Origin of the sequence: Brevundimonas sp. TWP3-1-2b1 (genome assembly GCF_049896165.1) — a bacterium.
GTDB classification, from domain to species: Bacteria; Pseudomonadota; Alphaproteobacteria; order Caulobacterales; family Caulobacteraceae; genus Brevundimonas; species Brevundimonas subvibrioides_B.
Map to the genome: position 1 here is coordinate 38,406 of NZ_JAFCTT010000020.1, position 21,266 is coordinate 59,671.

A 21,266-nucleotide genomic window follows, 5' to 3' on the forward strand; every position below is an offset into this window, starting at 1 on the left:
AAGTGTCAGCGGTTTTCCACCAAGGTTAGGCCCCGGGGATCAAGCGCCTGCTCCGAAGTCCAGGTCCTTGCGGGCCGAGATGATGGTCACGATAAACCCGGCGAGCACGTCCAGCATGACCATCGTCACGATCAGGAAGAAGGTCGAGGTCGCGAACCCGCGCACCAGCAGGAACTCGACCAGGCAGATGACGAACAGGATCATCGACAGGGCGTGATTGACGATCGCCACCTTCTGGCTCGACGTCGACTTCAGCAGTTCGAAGAACAGAAGGATCAGCGACAGGAACAGGATCAGGTCGCCGATGCCGACATTCCAGCTCGCGCCCGAGGCCATCGGGATCGAAAACAGCGACTGGCGCAACGCTTCGTCCGCCGCCGCCAGACCGCCGCCACCCAGTCCGGACAGCACGACGATGTTGTACAAGATCACCGGAATGACCAGCAGGGGCAGGGCGATCAGCATGGTCTGTCTCTCGCTTTGGAACGGCGCAGCTTGTTAACGACGAATACTCCCGTTCGCTCCATACGGCTACGCCGGTTCACCAAACAGGCGACTTAGAACTCGCTGATGGCTCCCGGCCGGCGCGACCGGGTTTTCAGCCACATGACGCCCAGCAGGTCCGAGAAAGAGTTCTTGAGCCGCCCCCAGTTCGTGTATTTCGACTGCCCCGTCTCGCGGTGACGGTGGCCGATCGGCAGGTACCGGTTCTCGTACCCCTCGCGGATCACCAGCGCTGGCAGGTAGCGGTGCACGTGATCGAAATAGGGAAGCCGCAGGAAGACATCGCGGCGGAAGGCCTTCAAGCCGCAGCCCGTGTCGTCGGCGTCATCGCCCAGCAGCCGCTTCCTGATCCGGTTGGCCCAGCGCGAGGCCCACAGCTTGGCCTCGGAGTCCTGGCGCTTCTGGCGCACGCCGCCGACCAGGGCGACCTGCGGCGGGGCGGCCATCAGGGCATCGGCGAGTTTCGGCCCATCCTCGGGCGGGTTCTGGCCGTCACCGTCAAGGGTGACCACGATCGGCGCCCGCGCGGCCAGCACGCCCGTCCGCACCGCCCGGCTCTGACCTGCATTGGTCGTGTGGGCCAGCACCCGCAGCGTCGGCAGTTCGGCCATCAGGGCCTTCAGCTCGGCCAGGGTCGCATCGCGGCTGGCGTCGTCGATGAAGATGATCTCGTGCGCCCGCCCGGCGAAGGCTGCGGCGATCTCGCGCGCCAGCGGCGCGGCTGCTCCGGACTCGTTGTGGACCGGCACGACGATGGAAATCTGAGGAGTCTCGGCGCTCTGCATCATGGTTCTCTAGACGCAAATCCCGGGTTCGCCCACGGCTGACGCCAGCGCAATCGCCGTGTTAGGAACCTCTCATGACGCGCCCGAACCTGGATCGCCACATCGCCGGCTGGCGCGGCCCCCTTCTGGCGGCGCTCGTTGCGCTGATCGCGGGGCTACCGAGCCTGCTGCTGCTTCCGCCGCTGGACCGGGACGAAAGCCGCTACGCCCAGGCGACCTCTCAGATGCTGGAGAGCGGCGACTACGTCGACATCCGCTTCCAGGACGAGCCGCGCTGGAAGAAGCCGGTCGGCATCTACTGGATGCAGGCCGTGGCCGTCGGCCTGACCTCCAAGGTCGAGAACCGCGACATCGCCCCCTACCGTATCCCGTCGCTGCTTGGGGCCATGCTGGCCGCCTGGGCCTGTGCCTGGCTTGGAACAGCCCTGTTCGGGGCGAGAGCGGGTTTCCTGGCCGGCGCCATGCTGGGCGCGACCTTCCTGCTGTCGTCAGAGGCCGGGATCGCCAAGACCGACGCCATGCTGTGCGGCTCGGTGACGCTCGCCATGGCGGGGCTCGGGCGGCTCTACATGGCGTCGCGGGCGGGCGCCCTGATCAAGGGCGATCCTTCGCAGCGACCCTGGAAGCTGATGGTCTGGGTCGGGCTGGGCCTGTCGATCCTGATCAAGGGGCCGATCGGCCTGCTGGTCATCGTGCCCGCAGTGCTGATGCTGTGCCTGTGGGACCGCCGGTGGGCCTGGCTGAAGCGACTGGGCTGGGGTTGGGGACTACCGGTGTTGGCCCTGCTGGTCGGACCCTGGGCCATCGCCATCACCATCGCCACCGACGGCGGCTTCTGGCGCGAGGCCATCGGCAACGACCTGGGAAACAAGGTCACCGGCATCGCCGAGAGCCACGGCGGCTTCCCCGGCATGTACGCCGTGCTGGCGCCCCTGCTGCTGTTCCCCGCCACCCTGATGCTGCCGGCCGCCCTGTCGACGGGTTGGAGCCGCCGCGCCGAGCCCGCGATCCGCTTCCTGGTCTGCTGGCTGATCCCGTGCTGGCTGATCTTCGAGATCGCCCCCACCAAGCTGTGGCACTACACATTGCCCACCTTCGGTGCGATCGCCCTGCTGATGGCCGCCGCCTTGACCCGGCCGATCGGAACCGCATCGCGCTGGACCGGCGCCGGACTCGCCGTCTTCGCCGCCATTCTGGTCAGCGGGATCACCGTCTACGGCCTGACGGCCTTCGGCACCTCGACGGCCCAGACCTGGGCGACGATCACTGTCGTCTGCGCCGTCATGGCCGCCCTGATCGGCGGCTTCCTGCTGCTCAATCGCGCGGCCGTCACCGGCGTGCTGATCGCCCTGGGCTTCGGCATCGTCGCCCACGGAGCGCTCGCGGGCACTCTGCGCCAGTTGCGTCCCCTGTCCATCGCTCCCCGGCTGGAGACCATGCTGGAGCAGAACGGCCTGTCGCCGCGTCAGGGCCTGACCCCCGGCCCCGTCGCCATCACAAGCTTCCATGAGCCCAGCTTCGTCTTCGTCACCGGTCGCGATACCCAGTTGACCGACGCCGCCGGCGCCGCCCGCGCCCTGGCCGAGGGCCGCCCCGCCATCGTCGAGGCCGGCGACGACGAGGCCTTCCGTCAGGCGACGGCCCAGACCGGCGTGCCCGGCCGCGCGGTCGGCGTAGTCACCGGTCACAACTATTCCAGCGGCGACGATGTCCGCCTGACCGTCTATGCGCCACCGGGCGCACCCACGGGTCAGGACCCTCCCCGGTGAGTTTCCGTCCGATACAGATCGTCGAGGTCGGCCCCCGCGACGGCCTCCAGAACGAGAAGGCCATTCTCGACCCGTCCGTCCGCGCCGACCTGGTTCTGCGCCTGGAGGCCGCCGGCGCCCGTCGCATCGAGGCGGTCAGCTTCGTCCATCCGAGACTGGTGCCCCAGATGGCCGGCGCGGAAGACGTCATGGCTGCCCTGTCCCCAACCCCGGGCCGTAGCCGCATCGGCCTCGTCCTCAACGGCAAGGGCTATGACCGCGCGCTCGGGACCGGCGTCGACGAGGTCAACGTCTCCCTCTCCGTCACCGACGGCTTCGGCTTGAAGAACCAGGGTCTGGCCGTCCGAGATCAGGTGGCGATGCTGTCCGACATCCTCGCCCGGCGGCACAACTCCGACGGCGCCGACACGCCCGTTCCCGCCCTCTCGGCCACCCTCAGCTGTGTCTGGGGCTGCCCCTTCGACGGCGAGGTCTCGGTCGGTCAGGTCCGCGATCTGGTCGGCGAACTCGCCGCCCTCGGCGTCGCCGAGATCGGCCTGGCCGACACCATCGGCGCGGGCGATCCATGGTCGGTCACACGAAAGATAGAGGCGGCGCGGGCCGCCGCGCCGGACGCCGTCCTGCGCCTGCATTTCCACGACACCCGCAACACCGGCGTGGCCAACGCCTATGCGGCGGTGCAGGCGGGAGTCGATGTCCTGGACGCCTCGGTCGGCGGCATCGGCGGCTGTCCCTTCGCCCCCGGCGCCACGGGCAATGTCGCCACCGAGGACCTCGTCTACATGCTGGAGCGCGCCGGCTATTCGACCGGCTACGACCTCGACGCCCTGATCGGGACCGCCCGCTGGATCGGCGAGAAGATCGGCCGGCCCGCCCCCAGCGCCCTCAGCCGCGCGGGCGGCTGGCCTGGGTAACCCGCCTCCTCCCCATCGCCGAGCGGCGTCGGGGAGGAGACATCAATCACAAATTGAGTAGCGCCGGGTCTCCGCCCTGGGCCGAAATGTTGTTCGAGATGGCCTTTTCCGACGCGTATCGGATCAGGCTGTTCGGCCCTCCCGCCTTGGGACCCGTGCCCGACAGGCCCTCGCCGCCGAACGGCTGGACCCCGACCACCGCGCCGGTCACGCCCCGGTTGATGTAGACGTTGCCCGCCGGGACCAGTTCGATGACCTCTTCGGCGAAGGCCTCGATCCTGGAGTGCACGCCCAGGGTCAGACCATAGCCGCGCGCCGCCAGCCTGCCGGCCACCGACTTCAGGTCTTTCGGATCGTAGCGATAGACGTGCAGGATGGGGCCGAAGACCTCACGCTCCAGATAGTCCGGGGTCGGAATCTCGGCGATGGTCGGGGCGAACAGGTCGCCGCGCTCCGAGCCCTCGGGCATCATGGCGCGCGCCACGATCTTCGCATCCTTGCCGAGCCGTTCGACGTGGGCTTCCAGCGCCTTGCGGCTCTCGGTGTCGATCACGGGGCCGATGTCCGAAGCCGGATCGGACGGATCGCCGAGCACCTGGGCCGCCAGCGCGCCCTTCAAGCCTTCGATCAGGCTGTCGGCTGAATCCCGCGGCGCATACAGCACCCGCAGCGCCGAACACCGCTGGCCGGCCGAACCGAAGGCCGACGAGATCACGTCATCGATGACCTGTTCGCGCAGGGCCGTTGTGTCCACGAACATCCCGTTCAACCCGCCCGTCTCGGCGATGAACGGGATGATGGCCCCCGGCCGCGCCGCGATCGAGCGGTTGATGGCCGCCGCCGTGTCCGTGCCGCCGGTGAAGGCGACGCCGTCGATCCCCGGATGCGAAACGAGCGCCGCGCCGACCGTCTCGCCTCGGCCGGGCACAAGGGCCAGCAGGTCCGGGTTCAGCCCCGCCTTGTGATAGAGCCGCACGGCCTCGGCCGCGACCAGGGGCGTCTGTTCCGCCGGCTTGGCCAGCACGGCATTGCCGGCCGCCAGGGCCGCCGCGATCTGGCCTGTGAAGATCGCCAGCGGGAAATTCCACGGGCTGATGCAGGCGAAGACGCCGCGCCCGTGCAGCACTAGCCGGTTGGTCTCGCCGACCGGCCCGTTCAGGATCTGCGGTCCGCCGAAATCCTTCTCGGCCAGCATGGCGTAGTAGCGGCAGAAGTCAGCGGCCTCGCGCACCTCGGCCACGCCGTCGTTCAGCGTCTTGCCCGCTTCCCGCGACAGCAAGGCCACCAGCCGGTCCATATCGGCTTCCAGCGCATCGGCCATGGCGCGCAGCACCGGCGCCCGGCGGGAGCCGCCCGACCTGTCCCAGGTGATCTGGGCCTTCGCCGCCGCATGGGCCGCATTGTCGATGTCCTGCGGCGAGGCCTCAGACACATGGCCCAGCACCTGCGACCGGTCATAGGGGTTGGTCACGGCCTGGGCGTTCGTCCCCGCCATCAGCCTGCCGCCAATGATGGGGCCGGAGGTCAGCTTTTCCGCATCGACCTTCTGCAGGGCGGCGGCGTGACGCTCGCGATCGACCTTCTGCGAATAGTCGCGGCCGAGCGAGTTCTGGCGGTCCATGTACATGTCCTTGGGCGTGGGGATCTTGGCGTGGCGGTCAGGGTGGGCCTCGACCGAGGCGATGGGGTCGGCGGCGACGGCCGAGGCCGGCACCCGCTCGTCCAGCAGGGCGTGGACGAACGACGAATTGGCCCCGTTCTCAAGCAGGCGACGAACCAGATAGGGCAGCAGGTCCTCATGACCCCCGACGGGAGCATAGGCGCGCACGGTCATCGGCCCGAAGGTCTCGGCGGCGGCGTCATAGAGGGCCTCGCCCATGCCGTGCAGGCGTTGGTACTCGATCTTGACCCCGGCCTCCCTGGCCATGTCGTGCACGGCGGCCAGCGAGTGGGCGTTGTGGGTCGCGAACTGCGAATACAGATGCGGCGCGGCGTCGATCATGGCCTGCGCACAGACCAGATAGTTGAGGTCCGTCGCCGCCTTGGTGGTGAACACCGGATAGTCGGTTCGGCCCATGACCTGGGCCCGCTTGATCTCGGTGTCCCAGTAGGCCCCCTTGACCAGCCGCACCATCAGTCGCCGCTTCGAGGTCCGCGCCAGCTCGGCGATCCGTGCGATCGCCTCCGGTCCGCGCTTCTGATAGGCCTGCACGGCCAGGCCCAGCCCCGACCAGTCGCCCAGTTCCGGCTCGTTCGCCAGCCGGTCAAGCAGCTTCAGCGACAGAGCCAGCCGGTCCGCCTCCTCTGCGTCCATGGTGAAGTTGATGTCCGCCTCGGCCGCGATCAGGGCCAGCCGCTTGATGCGCGGATAGAGCTCGTCCCAGACACGGCCTTCATGTGTCGCCTCATAGCGCGGCGACAGGGCCGAGAGCTTGACCGAGACGCCGTGTCCGACCTCCGGCCCCTGCCCCCGGGCGGTCTTGCCCACGGCGGTGATGGCGTCGGCGTAGATCTTTTCATACCGCTCGGCGTCGGCGGCGGTGCGGGCGCCCTCGCCCAGCATGTCGAAGCTGCACAGCCAGCCCTCGCGGTTCGACCGCTTCAGCGCCGCCTCGATGGTCCGTCCGACCACGAACTGCTCGCCCATGATGCGGACGGCCGCAGCCACGGCCTGACGGATGACCGGCTCGCCCAGACGCCCGGCGACGCGGGTCAGGAAGCCCGGCAGATCGGTCTTGGCCTGCTCGTCGGCGTCGACCAGCTTGCCCGTCAGCATCAGGCCCCATGTCGAGGCGTTGACGAACAGGCTGTCGGACTGGCCGAGGTGCGACGCCCAGTCGGCCGACCCGATCTTCTCGGCGATCAGCCGGTCGCGCGTGTCCTCGTCCGGCGTGCGCAGCAGGGCTTCGGCCAGGCACATCAGGGCCAGACCCTCGCGGGTGCCCAGTGAGAATTCCTGCAGGAAGCTCTCCACCACCCCCTGCTTCTTCTGGCTCTTGCGAGCATGCTCGACCAGGCGGACGGCCTCATCCACGACGGCCCGGCGGGCGGCGGAGTCCAGCGGAGAGGCGGTCAGCAGGGCCCGAACGGTCGACGGCTCGTCGGCGAACTTGCCGTGGTCCAGCGTGTCCCAGTCCTGGGAGAGGGCGACCGGTGGCGTGACGTGTGCGTTCATGGCCGCGCACATAAACCCTTCCGCGTCGGAACGGGAGGGGCCGCGACATCTCGCATTCCTCGAAACAAGAGGCTAATGCTCATCGCCCCGCCACGGTGAGAGCCGCCGCCTATCCATGCGCATCGTTCTGGCCACTGACGCCTGGGAGCCCCAGGTCAACGGCGTCGTCCGCACCCTGACCCGCACGGTCGCGGAATGCCGCGCCATGGGTCACGAGGTTGAGGTCATCGAGCCCAGCCAGTTCCGCACCATCGCGGCGCCGACCTATCCCGAGATTCGCCTGGCCCTCGGCGCCGAGGAAGAGATCCGCGAACGCCTGCGCGCGATCGAGCCCGACGCCGTGCACATCGCCACCGAGGGGCCGATCGGCATCGCCACCCGGCGCATCTGCGTCGAGTGGAAACTGCCCTTCACGACCAGCTATCATACGAAATTCCCGGAATATATTTCCGCCCGCTTCCCCGTCCCGGTGCAGGTCGGCTACGCCTATATGAAGTGGTTCCACAAGCCGTCGGGCCGGCTGATGGTCGCCACCCCGACGCTGAAGAAGGAACTCGAGGAGCACGGGTTCAAGAACATCTCGCCCTGGTCGCGGGGCGTCGACACGGACCAGTTCCGGCCGGATCTGGAGCGCATCTTCGACGACCTGGGCGGCAAGGACTGGCCGCGCCCCTTCTGGCTGAACGTCGGACGCGTCGCCGTCGAGAAGAACATCGAATCCTTCCTCGAGACCGACCTGCCCGGCACCAAGATCGTGGTCGGCGACGGCCCCGCCCGCGCGGATCTGCAGCACCGCTATCCCGAGGCGAAATTCCTCGGCGCCCGGTTCGGCGAGGAGCTGGCCCGCTGTTTCCGCGACGCCGATGTCTTCGTCTTCCCCAGCTGGACCGACACCTTCGGCCTGGTGATCCTGGAGGCCATGGCCACCGGCACCCCCGTCGCGGCCTATCCGGCCCACGGCCCCATCGACCTGGTTCCCGGCTCCAACGCCGGCGCCATCGACGCGGACCTGCGAACGGCCTGCCTCGAGGCGCTGAAGTGCGACCGCGCCGCCACCCGCGCCTATGCCGAGAAGTTCAGCTGGCGCGCCTCGGCCGAGCAGTTCGTGCAGAACCTCGAGCCCTATCCCGAGCCCGAGCGCGGACGCTTCTGGCGCCGCCTTCGTCGCATCGCCCGGGTCCGGCGCCGGGCGGCGGCCTGACTATTCTGGCCGCGCCATGGGCGTGAGGGCCGTGGCGATGGCGCGTTGCTGCACCAGTTCGGGCTCCGGCAGGGGCACCAGACCGCGGTCCTGCAGATAGCCGCCCTGTCCCACGGCCGCCTCGGACGTGAACTCGATCAGGAACTTCTGCAGACCCGGCGTCACGCCGATGTGGGCCTTCTTCACATAGATGTAGAGGCTGCGGGCCAGCGGATAGGTCCCGTTGGCGATGTTCTCCGGCGTCGGATAGACGCCGTCGATGGTCTCAGCCTTCACCGTGTCCATGTTCTGCTCGAGGAAGGAGTAGCCGAAAATGCCCAGTGAGCCCGGCGTGCGGGTCAGGGTCTGCAGGATGGCATTGTCGTTCTCGCCCGAGTCGACCCAGGCGCCGTCCTCGCGCACCGTATGGGCCAGGGCCTCGAACCGCTCCTTGTCCTGCTCCTCAACCGCGGCGACGGCCGGGATCAGCTTGGCGCCAGGCGTCATGCCCAGCTCCAGGAAGGCGTCGCGCGTGCCTGAGGTCGGCGGCGGGCCATAGACCTGGATGCGCTGGTTCGGCAGGGCCGGATTGATGTCGGACCAGGTCCGGGCCGGATTGGGCACGAAGGTCCCGTTCGGGCCGGGCGCCTCCTTGGCCAGGCCTTCGTAGAGGTCATCCAGCTGGAAGTCGAAGCTGGCGCCGTTGCGCGCCGTGGCGACCACGATGCCGTCGTAGCCGATCTTCAACTCGACGATCTCGGTGACGCCGTTCGCGGCGCATTTGTCGAACTCGGACTGTTTCATCGGCCGGGAGGCGTTGGCGATGTCGGGCGTCGAGGGGCCGAGGCCCTGACAGAAGGCCTGGATGCCGCCGCCGGTGCCCAGGGCCTCGACGCGAGGCGGAGCGGCTTCCGGATTGTTGCGCCCGAAATTCTCGGCCACCCGGGTCGCGAACGGGAAGACGGTCGAGGATCCCGCCGCCCAGATTCCGTTCCTCTGTCCGCCAGCCTGCCCGCAGGCGACGACGGTCAGGGCCATGACGGCGGTTCCGGCGACGAGCAAAAACCGGCGGAGCGGGGTGGACGACATCAGGCGGTCTCTCGGGCGAAGCGAAGTTGCGACGCTTAAAGCAGACGTTTGCGCATGGCCTGTGACAGCATGTCGATCAGGGTCACGGCGATGACCACGACCACGACGATGGCGGACACGTCGCGGAAGTCGAAGGCGTTCATCCGGTCGAACAGCACCTGGCCGATGCCGCCCGCGCCGATCAGACCCAGTACGGTGGCCGACCGGCTGTTGGACTCGAACCGGTAGAGGGCGAACGATGTCCACAGCGGCGCGACCTGGGGGATGACGCCCCAGACGATCTCATGGAGCTTGGTGGCGCCGGTGGCGCGAACGCCCTCGACGGGACCCTTGTCGATCGACTCCACGGCTTCCGAGAACAGCTTGGCCAGCACGCCGGCGGTGTTCAGGGCGATGGCCAGAACGCCGGGCAACGGGCCGAGGCCCACTGCCACGACGAATAACAGACCAATGAGCAGATCGGGAATGGAGCGTAGCAGGTTCATCAGCCAGCGAACCGGCGTGACAACCCAGACCGGAGACACGTTGCGTGCTGCCGCCAGCCCCATCGGGACGGCCGCGAACACGGCGATGAACGTCCCCCAGAGGGCGATCTGAATCGTCTCCCACATCTTCTCGACGAAGATGCGCCAGTCGGTGAAGTCGGGACGCAACAGTTCCCTGGCGAAGGTCTGGGTGCTTTCGGCGTTGCTGAACAGCTTGCCAATATTGCCCAGATCGACGTCGCCGACGCTATAGACCAGCAGCGCCAGGACGCCGCCCCAGATCAGGACGTCGAGCGCCCAGGCCCCCAGCGACTTCCGGGGCGCCTTCGGGATCGGGCCGGCGGCATGCGCGGCGTGGGTCAAGGCTGAACCTCACGCAGGGCGCGCAGGCGCTGCAGCTCGGCCTCGGCGGCGGTGACGGCGGCGGTGTCACCCTTCTCGCGCGCCTCGGTCAGCTGCTGGTCGGCGACCATCTCGCGGATCGGGTTCAGATAGTTGTCGTCCGCGGCGCGGAACTGGGAATACTCCAGCCCGGCCAGCACGCGGCGCTGACGGTCGGCCTCGACGCCCTCGCCCTGGCCGTAGGTCAGAAAGAAGCTGCGGATCTTTTCCTTGATGGCGGGATCGAGATCGCCGCGCACCAGAATGCCCGATTCCGGGATCGGCGGGGACTGCCAGATCTCGGTGATCTGGGCCGCGATGGCCGGGTTCTGGCGGTTCAGGAAGACGGTGTTGACGGTGTTCGAGGTCGCCACGTCGACCACGCCGGTCGCCACGGCGAAGGCGTTGGCCTGGTGGTTGGCCGAGCGCACGGTCTTGAAGCACTGGGCCGGGACGATGCCGCGCGGATTGAACAGGAAGGCCATCGGGGCCAGCGTGCCCGAGGTCGACTGGGCGTCGCCTATGCCGAAGTCGAACCGTTTGCCGCAGGCCAGGACCTGATCCAGCGTGATGCCCGAACCGGTCTTGACGATCAGGGTCGAGCGATAGCTGTCCGAGCCTTCCTTGTTGACGGTGCGGGCGATGACCTCGGCGTCGGCGCGGTCGATAGCCTCGACCGCCGGCTTGGCCGAGAACCAGGCGACCTGGGTCTGGTTGCCGCGCATGGCCTCGACCAGGACGGTGTAGTTCGAGCCGAAGAACGGCTCCACGGGCACGCCGATGGCGGTCGACATATCGTCAAGCAGCGGCTGCCACAGCGGACCGGCCGAGGCCTGGCCTTCCGCCGACAGGATGGAGAAGGTGATCTTGGCCGGAGCGCCGGCCTTGGTTTCGTCACCGCCGCCGCAGGCCGAGAGACCGAGCAGGGCGATCGCGGCGCCGACCAGACCGGCCCGGCGGGTGAAGGAGGCGAAGATCATGCCTTGGTTTCCCAGAACGCGTCCTCGAACTCGGGACCGTAGATATCGATCAATTGCTTGGTGTCGAGGCTGGTCGACGGGCCGTCATAGACGACCTTGCCGGCTTTCAGCGCGATGACCCGGTCGCAATAGCGGATGGCGTAGTCGACCTGGTGCAGGGTGACGATGACGCCCAGGCCGTCGCGCTTGTTTAGTTCGACCAGCAACTCCATCACCTTGCGGGCCGAGACCGGGTCCAGCGAGGCGACCGGCTCGTCGGCCAGGATCCCCTTGGCACCCTGAACCAGGGCCCGGGCGATGGCGCCGCGCTGCTGCTGGCCGCCCGACAATGTGTTGGCGCGCTGGGCGGCGTAGTCGGCGACACCCACCCGGTGCAGGGCCGCCATGGCCCGGTCCTTGTCCGCCTTCGGCCAGGCCCCGAACACGCCCTGCCAGCCTGGCAGACGACCCAGGGCGCCAAGCATGACATTGGAGAACAGGCTCAACCGTCCGACCAGATTGAACTGCTGGAAGATCATGCCCAGCTTCTGGCGCGCGGCGCGGACGGCGCCGGTGGTGCGGCCGTTCTTCTGGACGCAGACGCCGAAGACGTCGATCTGGCCCGACCCCGCGTCGATCGTCTGCAGGCCGGTGATCGAACGCAACAGGGTGGACTTGCCCGAGCCGGACGGACCGATCAGGGCGACCATCTCTCCGGCGGCGACGGACACGGAGACGCCGTCCAGCGCCTTCCGTGTTCCGAAGGTCTTGGACACGTCGCGGGCCATGACTAGGCCGGCCACGAGGGGGCCGGGCGCGGCGCTGGCGGCGGATGAATTCATGAACTCGCTGACGGCGGATGGAAGGACAGGCGCCGGATCACGCGACGCGCGTGCTCCGGCCCTCCCTATTGCCACGACGCCCGCGCCGCAGTCCAGCGCGCCTGCGCTTCAGTAGTCCTGGCCGCTGTCGCCCGTATCCCCAGAGCTGGACGTGTCCTCGTAGTTCGAGGTGTCCTCGACGGGCTCTTCGTAGCCGCTGTCGCCAGAGGCCGCGGCGTCGCGCTCGGCCTCGGCCTGCTGCTGATACTCAACCTCGGCCGCCGCCTCTTCGTTGGCGACATCGCGCTCCGCCTCGACCTGCTGCTGGTAGTCGGCCTCGTCCTGGGCCGCCTGATCGGCCGCCATCTCGTCCCCGACCAAGGCGGCGTAGTAGTCTTCCTCGAAGACCTCGGCGGCGTACTCATAGCCGTAGTCTTCGGCGAAGGCGTCCGCGTTATCGGCGTAATATTCCTCGACCGCCACGTCCCAGTAGCCGTCATCATAGAAGCTTTCGTCGGACCAATCCGGAATGTCACCGTAATACTCGACCCACTCGGCATAGGAAATTTCGTCGACGTAGTCCTCGTAATAGACCTCGATCCAGTCATCGATCACGTATTCGTCGCCGTAGTCGATCCAGGGTTCCCACACCTGCCATTGGGCCGGTTGATAGACGATCCAGTCGACGAAATAGCTGTCCGGCAGGGTGTAGCCGAACTCGTAGGTGTCGTTGACGAAGGTGGCGCCCCGGCTTCCCTTGGCGATCCGCTTGGCCCCCGGCGCCCAGCGGATGACGTCCAGGCCCTTGATCTGGCCTGCCTTGCCGTCGATCACGAGGCGGACCTGGTTGCCGGTCTTGCCGACCGCATCGACGACATAGGTCGATCCGCGACGCCTCACGTTCTGGGGCGTGAAGCCCCGGTCGGTCAGCACCTTGTTCACGCCGCCCGGCGACAGAGCCTTACCGGGCGGCGGCGCGTGCTCGACGGCGGCCTGCTGGGCCGCATTAATCTGAGGCGCTGCGGCCTCGTCCTTCTTGCCGCACCCGGCGATCATCAGAAGGGCGGCGACGGCCGCTGTCGTCCAGACGTTTATCGATTTCATTTCAAGGCCCCCGGCGCTCCCGACCCTGTCCCGGCCGAACGCGCTAACCCTAAAGCGTCATTTTCGAATGGTCGAGTTCGGCGAACGTTGAATCTGGTTCCGTCAGGCGACGCCGGGGGTCGCCCGCGTGGTCATGAAGAAACCGCTTTACATGACAGTCTCGCGACCCTAAATGCGCGGCTTCCGGCGGACCCCGTGGTCTGACTTTGCGCTGCTAACGCCGGTCTGGGTTTAACAATTACAGGGGTTTACGTGAATTGCGCACGTATCCATTTCCCCTGGACCTGGTCCGCGAGCGGTCCCCCGAACGTCCAGTCGCACTCGTGCGTCCGCGTTCGGTCTCCGTTGCGGCGCGCTGGTTCCAGGATAATCTAAAGGCTGACGTCTTCTATGCTGTGAAGGCCAACCCTTCACGCTGGGTCATCGAGGCCCTGAAGGACGCCAGGATTCGCGGCTATGATGCGGCTTCGATCGCCGAGATAGAACTCGTGCGCTCCGTCGATCCCGACGCGCGCATCTCATTCATGCACCCGGTGAAGAGCCGGTCTGCGATCACCCGCGCCTATTTCGATCACGGCGTCCGCACCTTCTCGCTCGACTGCGAGGACGAGTTGCAGAAGATCCTCGACGCCACCGGCGGCGCGACGGATCTGAACCTGCTCGTGCGTATGGCGGTTTCCGCCGACGGTGCAGCCTACTCCCTCTCGGGCAAGTTCGGCGTCTCCGCCGATCAGGCCCCGGCCCTGCTGCTGTCCGTTCGTCGGGCGGTCAAGGAGGGGCTGATGGGCGTCTGCTTCCACGTCGGATCGCAGTGCATGCGCCCGACCGCCTATCAGGCCGCCATGGCCCAGGTCGGTCGCGCCATCTCGCGCGCGGGCGTGATCGTGGACATCGTCGACATCGGCGGCGGCTTCCCCTCGGTCTATCCGGGCATGGTCCCGCCGGACATGAGCGAATACGCCGACGCCATCCACCGGGGCTTCAACGACATGCCCGTGTCGGAAACGACCGAGCTGTGGTGCGAGCCCGGCCGGGCCCTGGTCGCCGAATCCTCTTCGGTCCTGGCGCGCGTGGACCTGCGCAAGGGTGACGCCCTCTATCTGAACGACGGGTCCTATGGAGCGCTGTTCGACGCGACCCATTCGCGCTGGCCCTTCCCGACCAAGCTGGTCCGGGACGGCGAAAGCTCGGACGATCTCAAGCCGTTCCAGTTCTACGGACCGACCTGCGATTCGATCGACCATATGCCGGGTCCGTTCTGGCTGCCGGCCGACATCCGGGAAGGCGACTTCATCGAGATCGGCATGCTCGGCGCCTACGGTGTCGCCATGTCGACGGGCTTCAACGGCTACGGCGAGCACGACGTCGCCATGGTCGAGGACCCCCCGATGGCCTCGCTCTACGGGCTCGCGCCCCGCTCCATCCCGACCGTGCGCACCACGGCGGAAGAGCAGGCCCGCAAGATCGTCCGCCTGTCGCGCCCGAAGGGCAAGGCAGGCCAGCGGAGGAAGAGCCGCAAGTAACGTTGGCTTGTGAACGGCGCGGGTCGGCGCCACACCTTCCCGAAAGGCAACGCTTGGGAGGGGTGTGATGTCCGACTCGTCCGGTCCGTCCGATCCGGGGCCCAGTGTCGACTACGGCGCACCGGGGCCCAGCCATCAGCAGATGATGCATGACATGGCTCATGCTGAGTTCATGGCTTCGGATCCCTCGGTCAAGCCGTGGGACGGACGCCGCACAGTCCTGATCGGCTATGTCCTGTGGTTGTTCCTCGGCTGGATCGGAGGACACCGCCTCTACGTCGGCCGCTGGAAATCGGCGCTCGGCATGGCCGCGGCGGGGTTTGTGACCTGGATCATGACCGAGATGCTCGGTCCTTACCTGGGGATCCCCATGACGATCTGGTGGATCTTCGACGCCGTCCTGATCCCCGGCTGGATCCGGCAGGCGAACGAGGCCAACGCGATGAAACCGACGATCGTCGAAACGGTCTGACCTTCGTCACGTTTCCTGACTAGACGACACACAGCAGCCCGTCGCTCCGTCCGGGCCGCTGTTGATTTTGACGACGGGCGCTCAAACCAAAGGGAAACCCTTGCAATGAACGCACCCGTTCAAAAGAACACCAAGGCCGAGCTGCTCCAGAACGTCGTCGAACACATCGACATCACCTCGTTCGATGCCCGTCCGATCGTCGATGCCATGCGCAAGATGAGCTTCTCGTCGCGTGACACCGCCCGCGCCGCCGACATCTTCTCCATGGCCATCGAGGACAAGGACTGCTCGCCGTGGCTGATCCTGGCCGGGTCGACCTCGGCTGGCGGCTGCATGCATGTGTACCGCGACATGGTGAAGTTCGGCATGATCGACGCGATCGTCGCCACCGGCGCCTCGATCGTCGACATGGATTTCTTCGAGGCCCTCGGCTTCAAACACTATCAGGCCGCCGGCGAGGTGGACGACAACGTCCTGCGCGAGAACTACATCGACCGGATCTACGACACCTATATCGACGAGGAAGAGCTCCAGAACTGCGATCACACCATCCTGGAGATCTGCAACGCCCTGGAGCCGCGCGCCTATTCCAGCCGCGAGTTCATCTGGGAAATGGGCAAATGGCTGTCGGAGGGAAATGCGAAGAAACCCGGCAGCCTGATCCAGACCGCCTATGAAGAAGGCGTGCCGATCTTCTGCCCGGCGTTCGTCGATTCCTCGGCCGGCTTCGGTCTGGTCAAGCACCAGAAGGAACGGATCGCAGCGGGCAAGCCCTATCTGATGATCGACGCGGTCGCCGACTTCCGCGAACTGACCGACATCAAGATCGCGGCGGGCGTCACCGGCCTGTTCATGGTCGGCGGCGGCGTGCCCAAGAATTTCGCCCAGGACACGGTCGTCTGCGCCGAGATCCTCGGTGTCGAGGCCGAGATGCACCGCTATGCGGTCCAGATCACGGTCGCCGATGTCCGCGACGGGGCCTGCTCGTCCTCGACGCTCAAGGAGGCCGCCTCCTGGGGCAAGGTCCAGACCACGCATGAACAGATGGTCTTCGCCGAAGCCACCACCGTGGTGCCATTGATCGCTTCGGACGCCTGGCACCGCGGCGCCTGGAAGAACCGCGACAAGCGCCGCTGGGCCAAGCTGTTCGGGAAGTAGGAATCCTCCCCCATCGGGGGGAGGGGGACCGCGAAGCGGTGGAGGCGGCCGGCCGCGCACGCCGTCGTTTGCATTAAGCCCCCTCCGTCACGGCGCTAAGCAGCGCCGCGCCACCTCCCCCAGAGGGGGAGTATCTACTGCCCGCTGACTTCGCGGACCGCCCTCATCAGGCTCTCGACCACCCGGGCCGTCTCCACGTCGGACCACTCGCCCGGCTTCATGATCACGGCCTGGCGCAGCGTGTGCAGCGCCTCCTTGACCACGTCCGGCGTCTGTTCGCCCGAGACCAGCCGCGCCGCGAGCGCCATGCGCTGCATGACGCCGTCGACGGCGGTACGGTTCTCGTTCAGCCAGGCCTGGCCGGCCTCCGTCAGGGTGAAGATGCGCTTGCCGGCAGAGTCCTCCACCCCCGCGATCAGGCCTTCGTCGGCCAGCATCGACAGGGTCGGATAGACGACGCCCGGCGACGGCGCATAGGCCCCGCCGAACATCGCCTCGATCGCCTTGATCAGGTCGTAGCCGTGGCGCGGCTCCTTCTCGATCAGGGCCAGGGCGACGATCCTCAAGTCGCCCGGCCCGAACATGCGGCGGCCCGGGCCGCCGCGTCCGCCGAACATTCCGGGCCCGCCGAAACGACCCCGTCCATGGCCCCGGCCTTCACGACCGCGCCCCTCGCCCTCCGGCCCGCAGCGATGCTCGCGCCAGCCGTGTTTCCGTCTGTGATGTCCGAACATGGAGTGTCCTTTCTCGCTCGTCATGTCTTGAAGATATATCGTGGCTAACGAAAATCAAGTAGCCGATATATCTTTTGTCTCACTCTTCGGAACCGACGGTCGCACCGCGCCTTCCTCCAATACTGAATGCAGGAGCCTTCAATGACCGACGCCAAGCCCGAGACCCCCGAGGCGATCGAAGCCGAGGACATGGGCGAACGTCCTGACCTGGGCCGGACGCCGGACGCCCTCGCCGACGCCCTGACCGGCAGCGGCGTGGGCTCCGATACACGTGCGGGCTCGCTGCAGGGCGGAGCGGCCACGGGCTCGGACGACGACCCCGATCAAGCCGCCGTGGACCGCATCATGGCCGATCAGGGCCGGGCGAGCACCGACCCCCAGTCGCCCTCCGACGTCGATCCGAACGGCATCGCCAACACCGGCGTCGGCCCCGACGAATCGGACGCCGATCCCGCCAAGGGCCGGCGGCCTGCGGATGAAGACGCAGCGACCGGCTGAACGCCTTGCTGCCGCCCCACCGATGGGCCACGGTGCAAAAAGAACAGGTCTCAGGGACGACACGGGATGAAGCGTATTCTGGCGGTTCTCGCACTGACGTGCGCGGCTCTATTGCCCGCGGCGTGCGGCCCGAACGCCGAGCCCCCTGCGGCCGCTGAAGGTCCCGCGGCGGCCGCACCGGCGGAAACGGCCCCAATGGCCGACGCCACCGCCAAACCCGCCGCGGCTGCCGCAGGCCCTCTCGCCGCCCCTGGAGCGCCCGCCTTCGCCGCCCTCTATCCCGGCGCGACGATGGACGCTCCGGCGATCACCGCGTCCGGCGCTTCGGGTCCGGGTGGCATCGCGACCTATACGACCGACGCCGATCCCGACGCCGTCATCGCCTTCCACCGCGCACGCGCCGAGGCTTCCGGCCTCTCCTCAGCCATGGCCATGAACCAGGGCGAGGCTCGCGCCTACGGAGCCGCCAGCCCCGACAGCAGCGCCAGCCTCCAGGTCGTCGCCTCCGCCACCGATGACGGGCCAACCTCGGTGCAACTCAGCTGGAGCGCCGGCAGGTGAACCGCGCCGCCCTGATGGTCGCGGCCGCCTGTGTCCTCGCCACTCCAGGCAGCGCTTCGGCGCCCGCGCAGCAGGCCACGACGGCCGCAGCGCCTGCCAGCTATCTGGATCACGCGGCTATTCAGGCGCTGGCGGACACCGTGCCGCCCGCGCCCGTCGAGGGTTCCGCCGCCGCGCTGGCCGACATCGCCGCCTCCGACCGTTTGCGAGCGCTGGAAGACACCGACCGCTGGATGCTGGCGACCCGCCACGCCGAGGTGCGGCCCGCTCTGGCCCTGGCCCATTTCGACTGCGCCCTCGGTTTCCGTGTCACGGCCGAGGACTCGCCCCGGCTGGTGTCGATCCTCGAACGCGTCCTGCACGATGCCAACGAGGCCGCCGAACTGGCCAAGGCCCGCGCCTTTCGTCCCCGCCCCGTCGCCGCCGACCCGGAGCGTCCGTCGTGTCAGGTCGTCTCCCCCGCCGGACGCGCCAGCCCCTCCTACCCCTCAGGCAGCGCCACCGTCGGCGCCGCCTATGGCGAGGTCTTCGCCGCCCTCGCCCCCGACCATGCCGCCGAGGCCGGGCGCATCGGGCATGAGATCGCGGTCAGCCGCATGGTCTGCGGCATGCACTATCCGTCCGACGTCGCCGAGGGCGAGACACTGGGCAGGGCCGCGTTCCGGCAGATTGCCGCCACGCCCGCCTTCGAAGCCGACGCCATCGTCGCCCGCCAGGAGATCGCCCGCGCCCGCGTCGCCGGTCTGACCAGCCCCGCCTGCGCCGCCGAGCGCGCCGCCCTGGCCACGCCCCTGCCCTGACCTACGCGGGTCGCGGCGCCGTCAGGGCGCCGTAGAGGTCGGTCCGCCGGTCGCGGAAGAAGCCCCATGCCGCCCGGTGTCGATCGAGGAAGTCCCGGTCGAAGGTATGGACCAGCGCGCCTTCGTCGTCCGCGCCGAAGCTCTCGACCAGGTCGCCCCGGTGATCCGAGATGAAGGAGTGGCCGTAGAAGCTCTGGCCCGCCTCGGTCACCGTTTCATGGCCGATCCGGTTCGCGCCCACGACGGGGACGACGTTCGACACCGCATGACCCTGCATGGCCCGGCGCCAGGGCTCGGCCGTGTGCAGTTCGGCGTCATGCGGCTCCGACCCGATCGCCGTCGGATACATCAGCACCTCGGCGCCCATCAGCATCATCGCCCGCGCCGTCTCGGGGTACCACTGGTCCCAGCAGATGCCGACGCCGACCCGTCCGAAGCGGGTGTCCCAGACCTTGAAGCCCGTATCCCCCGGGCGGAAATAGTATTTCTCCTGATAGCCGGGGCCGTCGGGGATGTGGCTCTTGCGATAGACGCCCAGCGGCGAGCCGTCGGCGTCCAGCATGACCATCGAGTTGAAATAGTGCGGCCCCTCGCGCTCGAAGATCGAGACGGGGATGGCGACGCCCAATTCCCGGGCCACATCGGCCATGGCGATCACCGCCGGATGCTCGCGCCACGGATACGCCGTGCCGAACCACTTCTCCTCCTGCGAGACGCAGAAATACGGTCCCTGGAACAGCTCCGACGGCAGGATGACCTGCGCGCCCTTCGACGCCGCCTCGCGCACCATGTCGGCGGTCTTCCTGATGTTCGCCTCCATGTCCTCGCCGTAGGAGGTCTGAAGCGCGGCGACCGAGATGGTTCGAGTGGTGAGTGACGAGTGGCGAGTGGCGAGAGCGCTCATTTGCGTCGATCCTCCAGCTTGGCGATCAGGCCAGCCAACATCCTGCTGATTTCATCGGCGGCTTCCAGCAAAGGCCCAAGCTGGGCCTCCTCAAGGTAGCTCAAACGTCGACCGAGCATGAGCTGGGTTTCCGCTTCCGCCAGAGAACCTCGTGCGATCGAAAGGAAACGTAGAAAGTCCGCAGTGCTCCGGCGCGCGCATCCTTCGGCGATATTCGAAGGAACCGAGACGGCGGCGCGTCGCAACTGACTGGTCAGGCCGAACCGCTCTTCGGACGGCCAGGGCCGCGTCGCTGCGGAAACCCGCTCAACCCAGTCGAGCGCCTTCTGCCAGACAAGGAGATCGCGATAGTGGCGAACCTCGCCGCCCGCCACTCGCCACTCGCCACTCATTCGGGCTCCTGCTGGGAGATGCAGTGGAAGGATCCGCCGCCCGTCAGGACGTTGATCGACGGCGACAGGATGATCTCGCGGTCCGGGAAGACGGAGGCCAGAGCCTCGCCCGCCATCCGGCCTGCCGCCTCATTTCCATAGGTCGGCACGACGACCGCGCCGTTGGCAATGAGGAAATTCATGTGGCTGGCCGGGATCGGCTCTCCGTCCTCGTTCTCCAGCCGCCCCGGCGATGGAATACGCACGACCTTGAACCCGGCGTCTGACAGGTCGCGGGCGCAGGCGTCGTAAACGTCTGTGTTCGGATCATCGTGTCCGAAGGCGATCGGACAGGCCACGACGCCCGGTGCGACGAAGCGGGCCAGGTTGTCGACGTGACCGTCGGTGTGGTCGTTCATCAGACCGTCGCCCAGCCAGAAGACACGGGTGGCGCCCAGCGCCTCGCCCAGCAAGGCCTCGGCCTTCGCCTCGGTCCAGCCGATGTTGCGGTTCGGGTTCAACAGGCACTGGCGCGTGGTCAGGATCGTCCCTGCCCCGTCGTGGTCCAGAGCGCCGCCCTCAAGAATGAAGTCGTTCCGGCACAGCGGCGTGCCCGACTGTTCGCCGATCTGGTCCGCGACCGTGTCGTCGAACTCCATCTCGAACTGGCCGCCCCAGCCGTTGAAACGGAAGGCCGCAGCCGTCTTGGAGCCTTCACCGAAGATCGGCCCGGTGTCTCTCAGCCAGATGTCGCCGAACCGACCCGGCACGACGGTCACACCGGCTACGCCGTCGAACCGCGCCCGGGCGTCCGCCAGCGCCTCCTCACTGCCGATCATCAGCTTGACCTGCTCGCGTCCCGGTCCCGCCAGGGCGCGAACCAGGGCCTCCACCTCGGCCTGGGCCTGGTCGAGATTGTCCACCCACAGTGCTTCATGGCTGGGCCAGCCGACCCACATCGCCCGGTGCGGCGACCATTCGGCGGGGATCGGCGAGACGGCCATGGGCGGAAGACTTCCTTGGTGAAACGGCAGTGGACCGCGCCAGATAGCGACCCCCTCACCCCACTTCAATGCCGG

Annotated in this window: 21 protein-coding genes; 9 read left to right on the forward strand and 12 right to left on the reverse strand. The window is 67.7% G+C overall.

Annotation, left to right across the window (positions count from 1 at the left end; genetic code table 11):
• Positions 1–39: 39 nt before the first annotated feature.
• The gene (locus ACP7AB_RS15710; protein ID WP_303696781.1) at positions 40–465 is read right to left on the reverse strand and encodes a hypothetical protein; all 426 of its coding nucleotides are present in this window, start codon (positions 463–465) and stop codon (positions 40–42) included.
• 92 nt (positions 466–557) lie between these two features.
• Entirely contained in the window at positions 558–1,289 is a 732-nt protein-coding gene (locus ACP7AB_RS15715) for a glycosyltransferase family 2 protein (RefSeq protein WP_425992689.1), read from the reverse strand.
• Positions 1,290–1,363: 74 nt separating this feature from the next.
• Here ACP7AB_RS15715 and ACP7AB_RS15720 point away from each other — a divergent pair, with 74 nt between their 5' ends.
• Together ACP7AB_RS15720 and ACP7AB_RS15725 are read left to right on the forward strand one after the other, a co-directional pair.
• Positions 1,364–3,058: an ArnT family glycosyltransferase gene (locus tag ACP7AB_RS15720; RefSeq protein ID WP_425992647.1), complete on the forward strand. Its 1,695-nt coding sequence runs from the start codon at positions 1,364–1,366 to the stop codon at positions 3,056–3,058.
• Complete coding sequence (locus ACP7AB_RS15725; protein WP_425992649.1) at positions 3,055–3,972, forward strand: hydroxymethylglutaryl-CoA lyase; 918 nt, start codon at positions 3,055–3,057, stop codon at positions 3,970–3,972. The genes ACP7AB_RS15720 and ACP7AB_RS15725 overlap by 4 nt, the downstream gene beginning before the upstream one ends.
• 46 nt (positions 3,973–4,018) lie before the next feature.
• Here the strand turns inward: ACP7AB_RS15725 and putA are convergent, their stop codons facing one another.
• Positions 4,019–7,147, reverse strand: a complete 3,129-nt coding sequence (gene putA, locus ACP7AB_RS15730) for a bifunctional proline dehydrogenase/L-glutamate gamma-semialdehyde dehydrogenase PutA (protein WP_425992651.1) — start codon at positions 7,145–7,147, stop codon at positions 4,019–4,021.
• A gap of 115 nt (positions 7,148–7,262) precedes the next feature.
• Between putA and ACP7AB_RS15735 the strand changes: the two genes are divergently transcribed.
• On the forward strand, positions 7,263–8,348 hold the full coding sequence (locus ACP7AB_RS15735) for a glycosyltransferase family 4 protein (protein WP_303696787.1): 1,086 nt from the start codon (positions 7,263–7,265) through the stop codon (positions 8,346–8,348).
• On the opposite strand, the gene ACP7AB_RS15740 is transcribed toward ACP7AB_RS15735, so the two are convergent.
• The 5 genes from ACP7AB_RS15740 to ACP7AB_RS15760 all read right to left on the reverse strand — a co-directional run bounded on the left by ACP7AB_RS15740 (position 8,349) and on the right by ACP7AB_RS15760 (position 13,166).
• Complete coding sequence (locus ACP7AB_RS15740) at positions 8,349–9,416, reverse strand: substrate-binding domain-containing protein (protein WP_425992653.1); 1,068 nt, start codon at positions 9,414–9,416, stop codon at positions 8,349–8,351.
• A 35-nt stretch (positions 9,417–9,451) separates the two neighbouring features.
• On the reverse strand, positions 9,452–10,264 hold the full coding sequence (phnE, locus tag ACP7AB_RS15745; protein ID WP_425992655.1) for a phosphonate ABC transporter, permease protein PhnE: 813 nt from the start codon (positions 10,262–10,264) through the stop codon (positions 9,452–9,454).
• The gene (gene phnD / locus ACP7AB_RS15750; RefSeq protein ID WP_425992656.1) at positions 10,261–11,262 is read right to left on the reverse strand and encodes a phosphate/phosphite/phosphonate ABC transporter substrate-binding protein; all 1,002 of its coding nucleotides are present in this window, start codon (positions 11,260–11,262) and stop codon (positions 10,261–10,263) included. The genes phnE and phnD overlap by 4 nt, the downstream gene beginning before the upstream one ends.
• Positions 11,259–12,083, reverse strand: coding sequence for a phosphonate ABC transporter ATP-binding protein (gene phnC / locus ACP7AB_RS15755; protein WP_425992658.1), 825 nt, complete (start codon positions 12,081–12,083; stop codon positions 11,259–11,261). The genes phnD and phnC overlap by 4 nt, the downstream gene beginning before the upstream one ends.
• A gap of 108 nt (positions 12,084–12,191) precedes the next feature.
• Positions 12,192–13,166, reverse strand: coding sequence for a hypothetical protein (locus ACP7AB_RS15760; RefSeq protein ID WP_425992660.1), 975 nt, complete (start codon positions 13,164–13,166; stop codon positions 12,192–12,194).
• A gap of 257 nt (positions 13,167–13,423) precedes the next feature.
• On the opposite strand from ACP7AB_RS15760, the gene ACP7AB_RS15765 reads away from it, so the two are divergent.
• The 3 genes from ACP7AB_RS15765 to ACP7AB_RS15775 all read left to right on the forward strand — a co-directional run bounded on the left by ACP7AB_RS15765 (position 13,424) and on the right by ACP7AB_RS15775 (position 16,319).
• Positions 13,424–14,689, forward strand: coding sequence for a type III PLP-dependent enzyme (locus ACP7AB_RS15765; RefSeq protein WP_425992662.1), 1,266 nt, complete (start codon positions 13,424–13,426; stop codon positions 14,687–14,689).
• 67 nt (positions 14,690–14,756) lie between these two features.
• Positions 14,757–15,161 carry a TM2 domain-containing protein gene (locus ACP7AB_RS15770; RefSeq protein ID WP_425992664.1) on the forward strand — a complete coding sequence of 135 codons (405 nt, stop codon included), beginning with the start codon at positions 14,757–14,759 and terminating at the stop codon, positions 15,159–15,161.
• Positions 15,162–15,266: 105 nt separating this feature from the next.
• Positions 15,267–16,319: a 1,9-bis(guanidino)-5-aza-nonane synthase gene (locus tag ACP7AB_RS15775; RefSeq protein ID WP_425992665.1), complete on the forward strand. Its 1,053-nt coding sequence runs from the start codon at positions 15,267–15,269 to the stop codon at positions 16,317–16,319.
• 134 nt (positions 16,320–16,453) lie between these two features.
• Here ACP7AB_RS15775 and ACP7AB_RS15780 read toward each other — a convergent pair whose 3' ends face one another.
• Positions 16,454–17,053, reverse strand: coding sequence for a PadR family transcriptional regulator (locus tag ACP7AB_RS15780; RefSeq protein WP_425992667.1), 600 nt, complete (start codon positions 17,051–17,053; stop codon positions 16,454–16,456).
• 141 nt (positions 17,054–17,194) lie between these two features.
• Between ACP7AB_RS15780 and ACP7AB_RS15785 the strand changes: the two genes are divergently transcribed.
• The 3 genes from ACP7AB_RS15785 (at position 17,195) to ACP7AB_RS15795 (ending at position 18,912) form a co-directional block, all read left to right on the forward strand.
• Positions 17,195–17,551, forward strand: coding sequence for a ribonuclease (locus ACP7AB_RS15785; protein WP_425992668.1), 357 nt, complete (start codon positions 17,195–17,197; stop codon positions 17,549–17,551).
• 195 nt (positions 17,552–17,746) lie between these two features.
• A complete protein-coding gene (locus ACP7AB_RS15790; RefSeq protein ID WP_425992670.1) occupies positions 17,747–18,112 on the forward strand; it encodes a hypothetical protein in 366 nt (121 codons plus the stop codon).
• Positions 18,109–18,912: a phosphatase PAP2 family protein gene (locus tag ACP7AB_RS15795; protein WP_425992672.1), complete on the forward strand. Its 804-nt coding sequence runs from the start codon at positions 18,109–18,111 to the stop codon at positions 18,910–18,912. Before ACP7AB_RS15790 ends, ACP7AB_RS15795 begins: the two co-directional genes overlap by 4 nt.
• Before the next feature lies 1 nt (position 18,913).
• Here ACP7AB_RS15795 and aguB read toward each other — a convergent pair whose 3' ends face one another.
• The 3 genes from aguB to ACP7AB_RS15810 are packed head-to-tail and all read right to left on the reverse strand — an operon-like array spanning position 18,914 to position 21,191.
• On the reverse strand, positions 18,914–19,816 hold the full coding sequence (gene aguB, locus ACP7AB_RS15800; RefSeq protein ID WP_425992674.1) for an N-carbamoylputrescine amidase: 903 nt from the start codon (positions 19,814–19,816) through the stop codon (positions 18,914–18,916).
• A complete protein-coding gene (locus ACP7AB_RS15805; RefSeq protein ID WP_425992676.1) occupies positions 19,813–20,208 on the reverse strand; it encodes a four helix bundle protein in 396 nt (131 codons plus the stop codon). The genes aguB and ACP7AB_RS15805 overlap by 4 nt, the downstream gene beginning before the upstream one ends.
• Positions 20,205–21,191 (reverse strand): agmatine deiminase family protein, encoded by a 987-nt coding sequence (locus ACP7AB_RS15810; protein ID WP_425992677.1) that lies wholly within the window; start codon positions 21,189–21,191, stop codon positions 20,205–20,207. Before ACP7AB_RS15810 ends, ACP7AB_RS15805 begins: the two co-directional genes overlap by 4 nt.
• Between the last annotated feature and the right edge of the window lie 75 nt (positions 21,192–21,266).

Excerpts from the sequence above, each read along its gene's own strand:
- ACP7AB_RS15710 (WP_303696781.1), bottom strand. The coding sequence starts at position 465 with ATGCTGATCGCCCTGCCCCTGCTGGTCATTCCGGTGATCTTGTACAAC.
- ACP7AB_RS15715 (WP_425992689.1), bottom strand. The coding sequence starts at position 1,289 with ATGCAGAGCGCCGAGACTCCTCAGATTTCCATCGTCGTGCCGGTCCAC.
- ACP7AB_RS15720 (WP_425992647.1), top strand. The coding sequence starts at position 1,364 with ATGACGCGCCCGAACCTGGATCGCCACATCGCCGGCTGGCGCGGCCCC.
- putA (WP_425992651.1), bottom strand. The coding sequence starts at position 7,147 with ATGAACGCACACGTCACGCCACCGGTCGCCCTCTCCCAGGACTGGGAC.
- ACP7AB_RS15735 (WP_303696787.1), top strand. The coding sequence starts at position 7,263 with ATGCGCATCGTTCTGGCCACTGACGCCTGGGAGCCCCAGGTCAACGGC.
- ACP7AB_RS15740 (WP_425992653.1), bottom strand. The coding sequence starts at position 9,416 with ATGTCGTCCACCCCGCTCCGCCGGTTTTTGCTCGTCGCCGGAACCGCC.
- phnD (WP_425992656.1), bottom strand. The coding sequence starts at position 11,262 with ATGATCTTCGCCTCCTTCACCCGCCGGGCCGGTCTGGTCGGCGCCGCG.
- phnC (WP_425992658.1), bottom strand. The coding sequence starts at position 12,083 with ATGAATTCATCCGCCGCCAGCGCCGCGCCCGGCCCCCTCGTGGCCGGC.
- ACP7AB_RS15760 (WP_425992660.1), bottom strand. The coding sequence starts at position 13,166 with ATGAAATCGATAAACGTCTGGACGACAGCGGCCGTCGCCGCCCTTCTG.
- ACP7AB_RS15770 (WP_425992664.1), top strand. The coding sequence starts at position 14,757 with ATGTCCGACTCGTCCGGTCCGTCCGATCCGGGGCCCAGTGTCGACTAC.
- ACP7AB_RS15775 (WP_425992665.1), top strand. The coding sequence starts at position 15,267 with ATGAACGCACCCGTTCAAAAGAACACCAAGGCCGAGCTGCTCCAGAAC.
- ACP7AB_RS15780 (WP_425992667.1), bottom strand. The coding sequence starts at position 17,053 with ATGTTCGGACATCACAGACGGAAACACGGCTGGCGCGAGCATCGCTGC.
- ACP7AB_RS15785 (WP_425992668.1), top strand. The coding sequence starts at position 17,195 with ATGACCGACGCCAAGCCCGAGACCCCCGAGGCGATCGAAGCCGAGGAC.
- ACP7AB_RS15790 (WP_425992670.1), top strand. The coding sequence starts at position 17,747 with ATGGCCGACGCCACCGCCAAACCCGCCGCGGCTGCCGCAGGCCCTCTC.
- aguB (WP_425992674.1), bottom strand. The coding sequence starts at position 19,816 with ATGAGCGCTCTCGCCACTCGCCACTCGTCACTCACCACTCGAACCATC.
- ACP7AB_RS15805 (WP_425992676.1), bottom strand. The coding sequence starts at position 20,208 with ATGAGTGGCGAGTGGCGAGTGGCGGGCGGCGAGGTTCGCCACTATCGC.
- ACP7AB_RS15810 (WP_425992677.1), bottom strand. The coding sequence starts at position 21,191 with ATGGCCGTCTCGCCGATCCCCGCCGAATGGTCGCCGCACCGGGCGATG.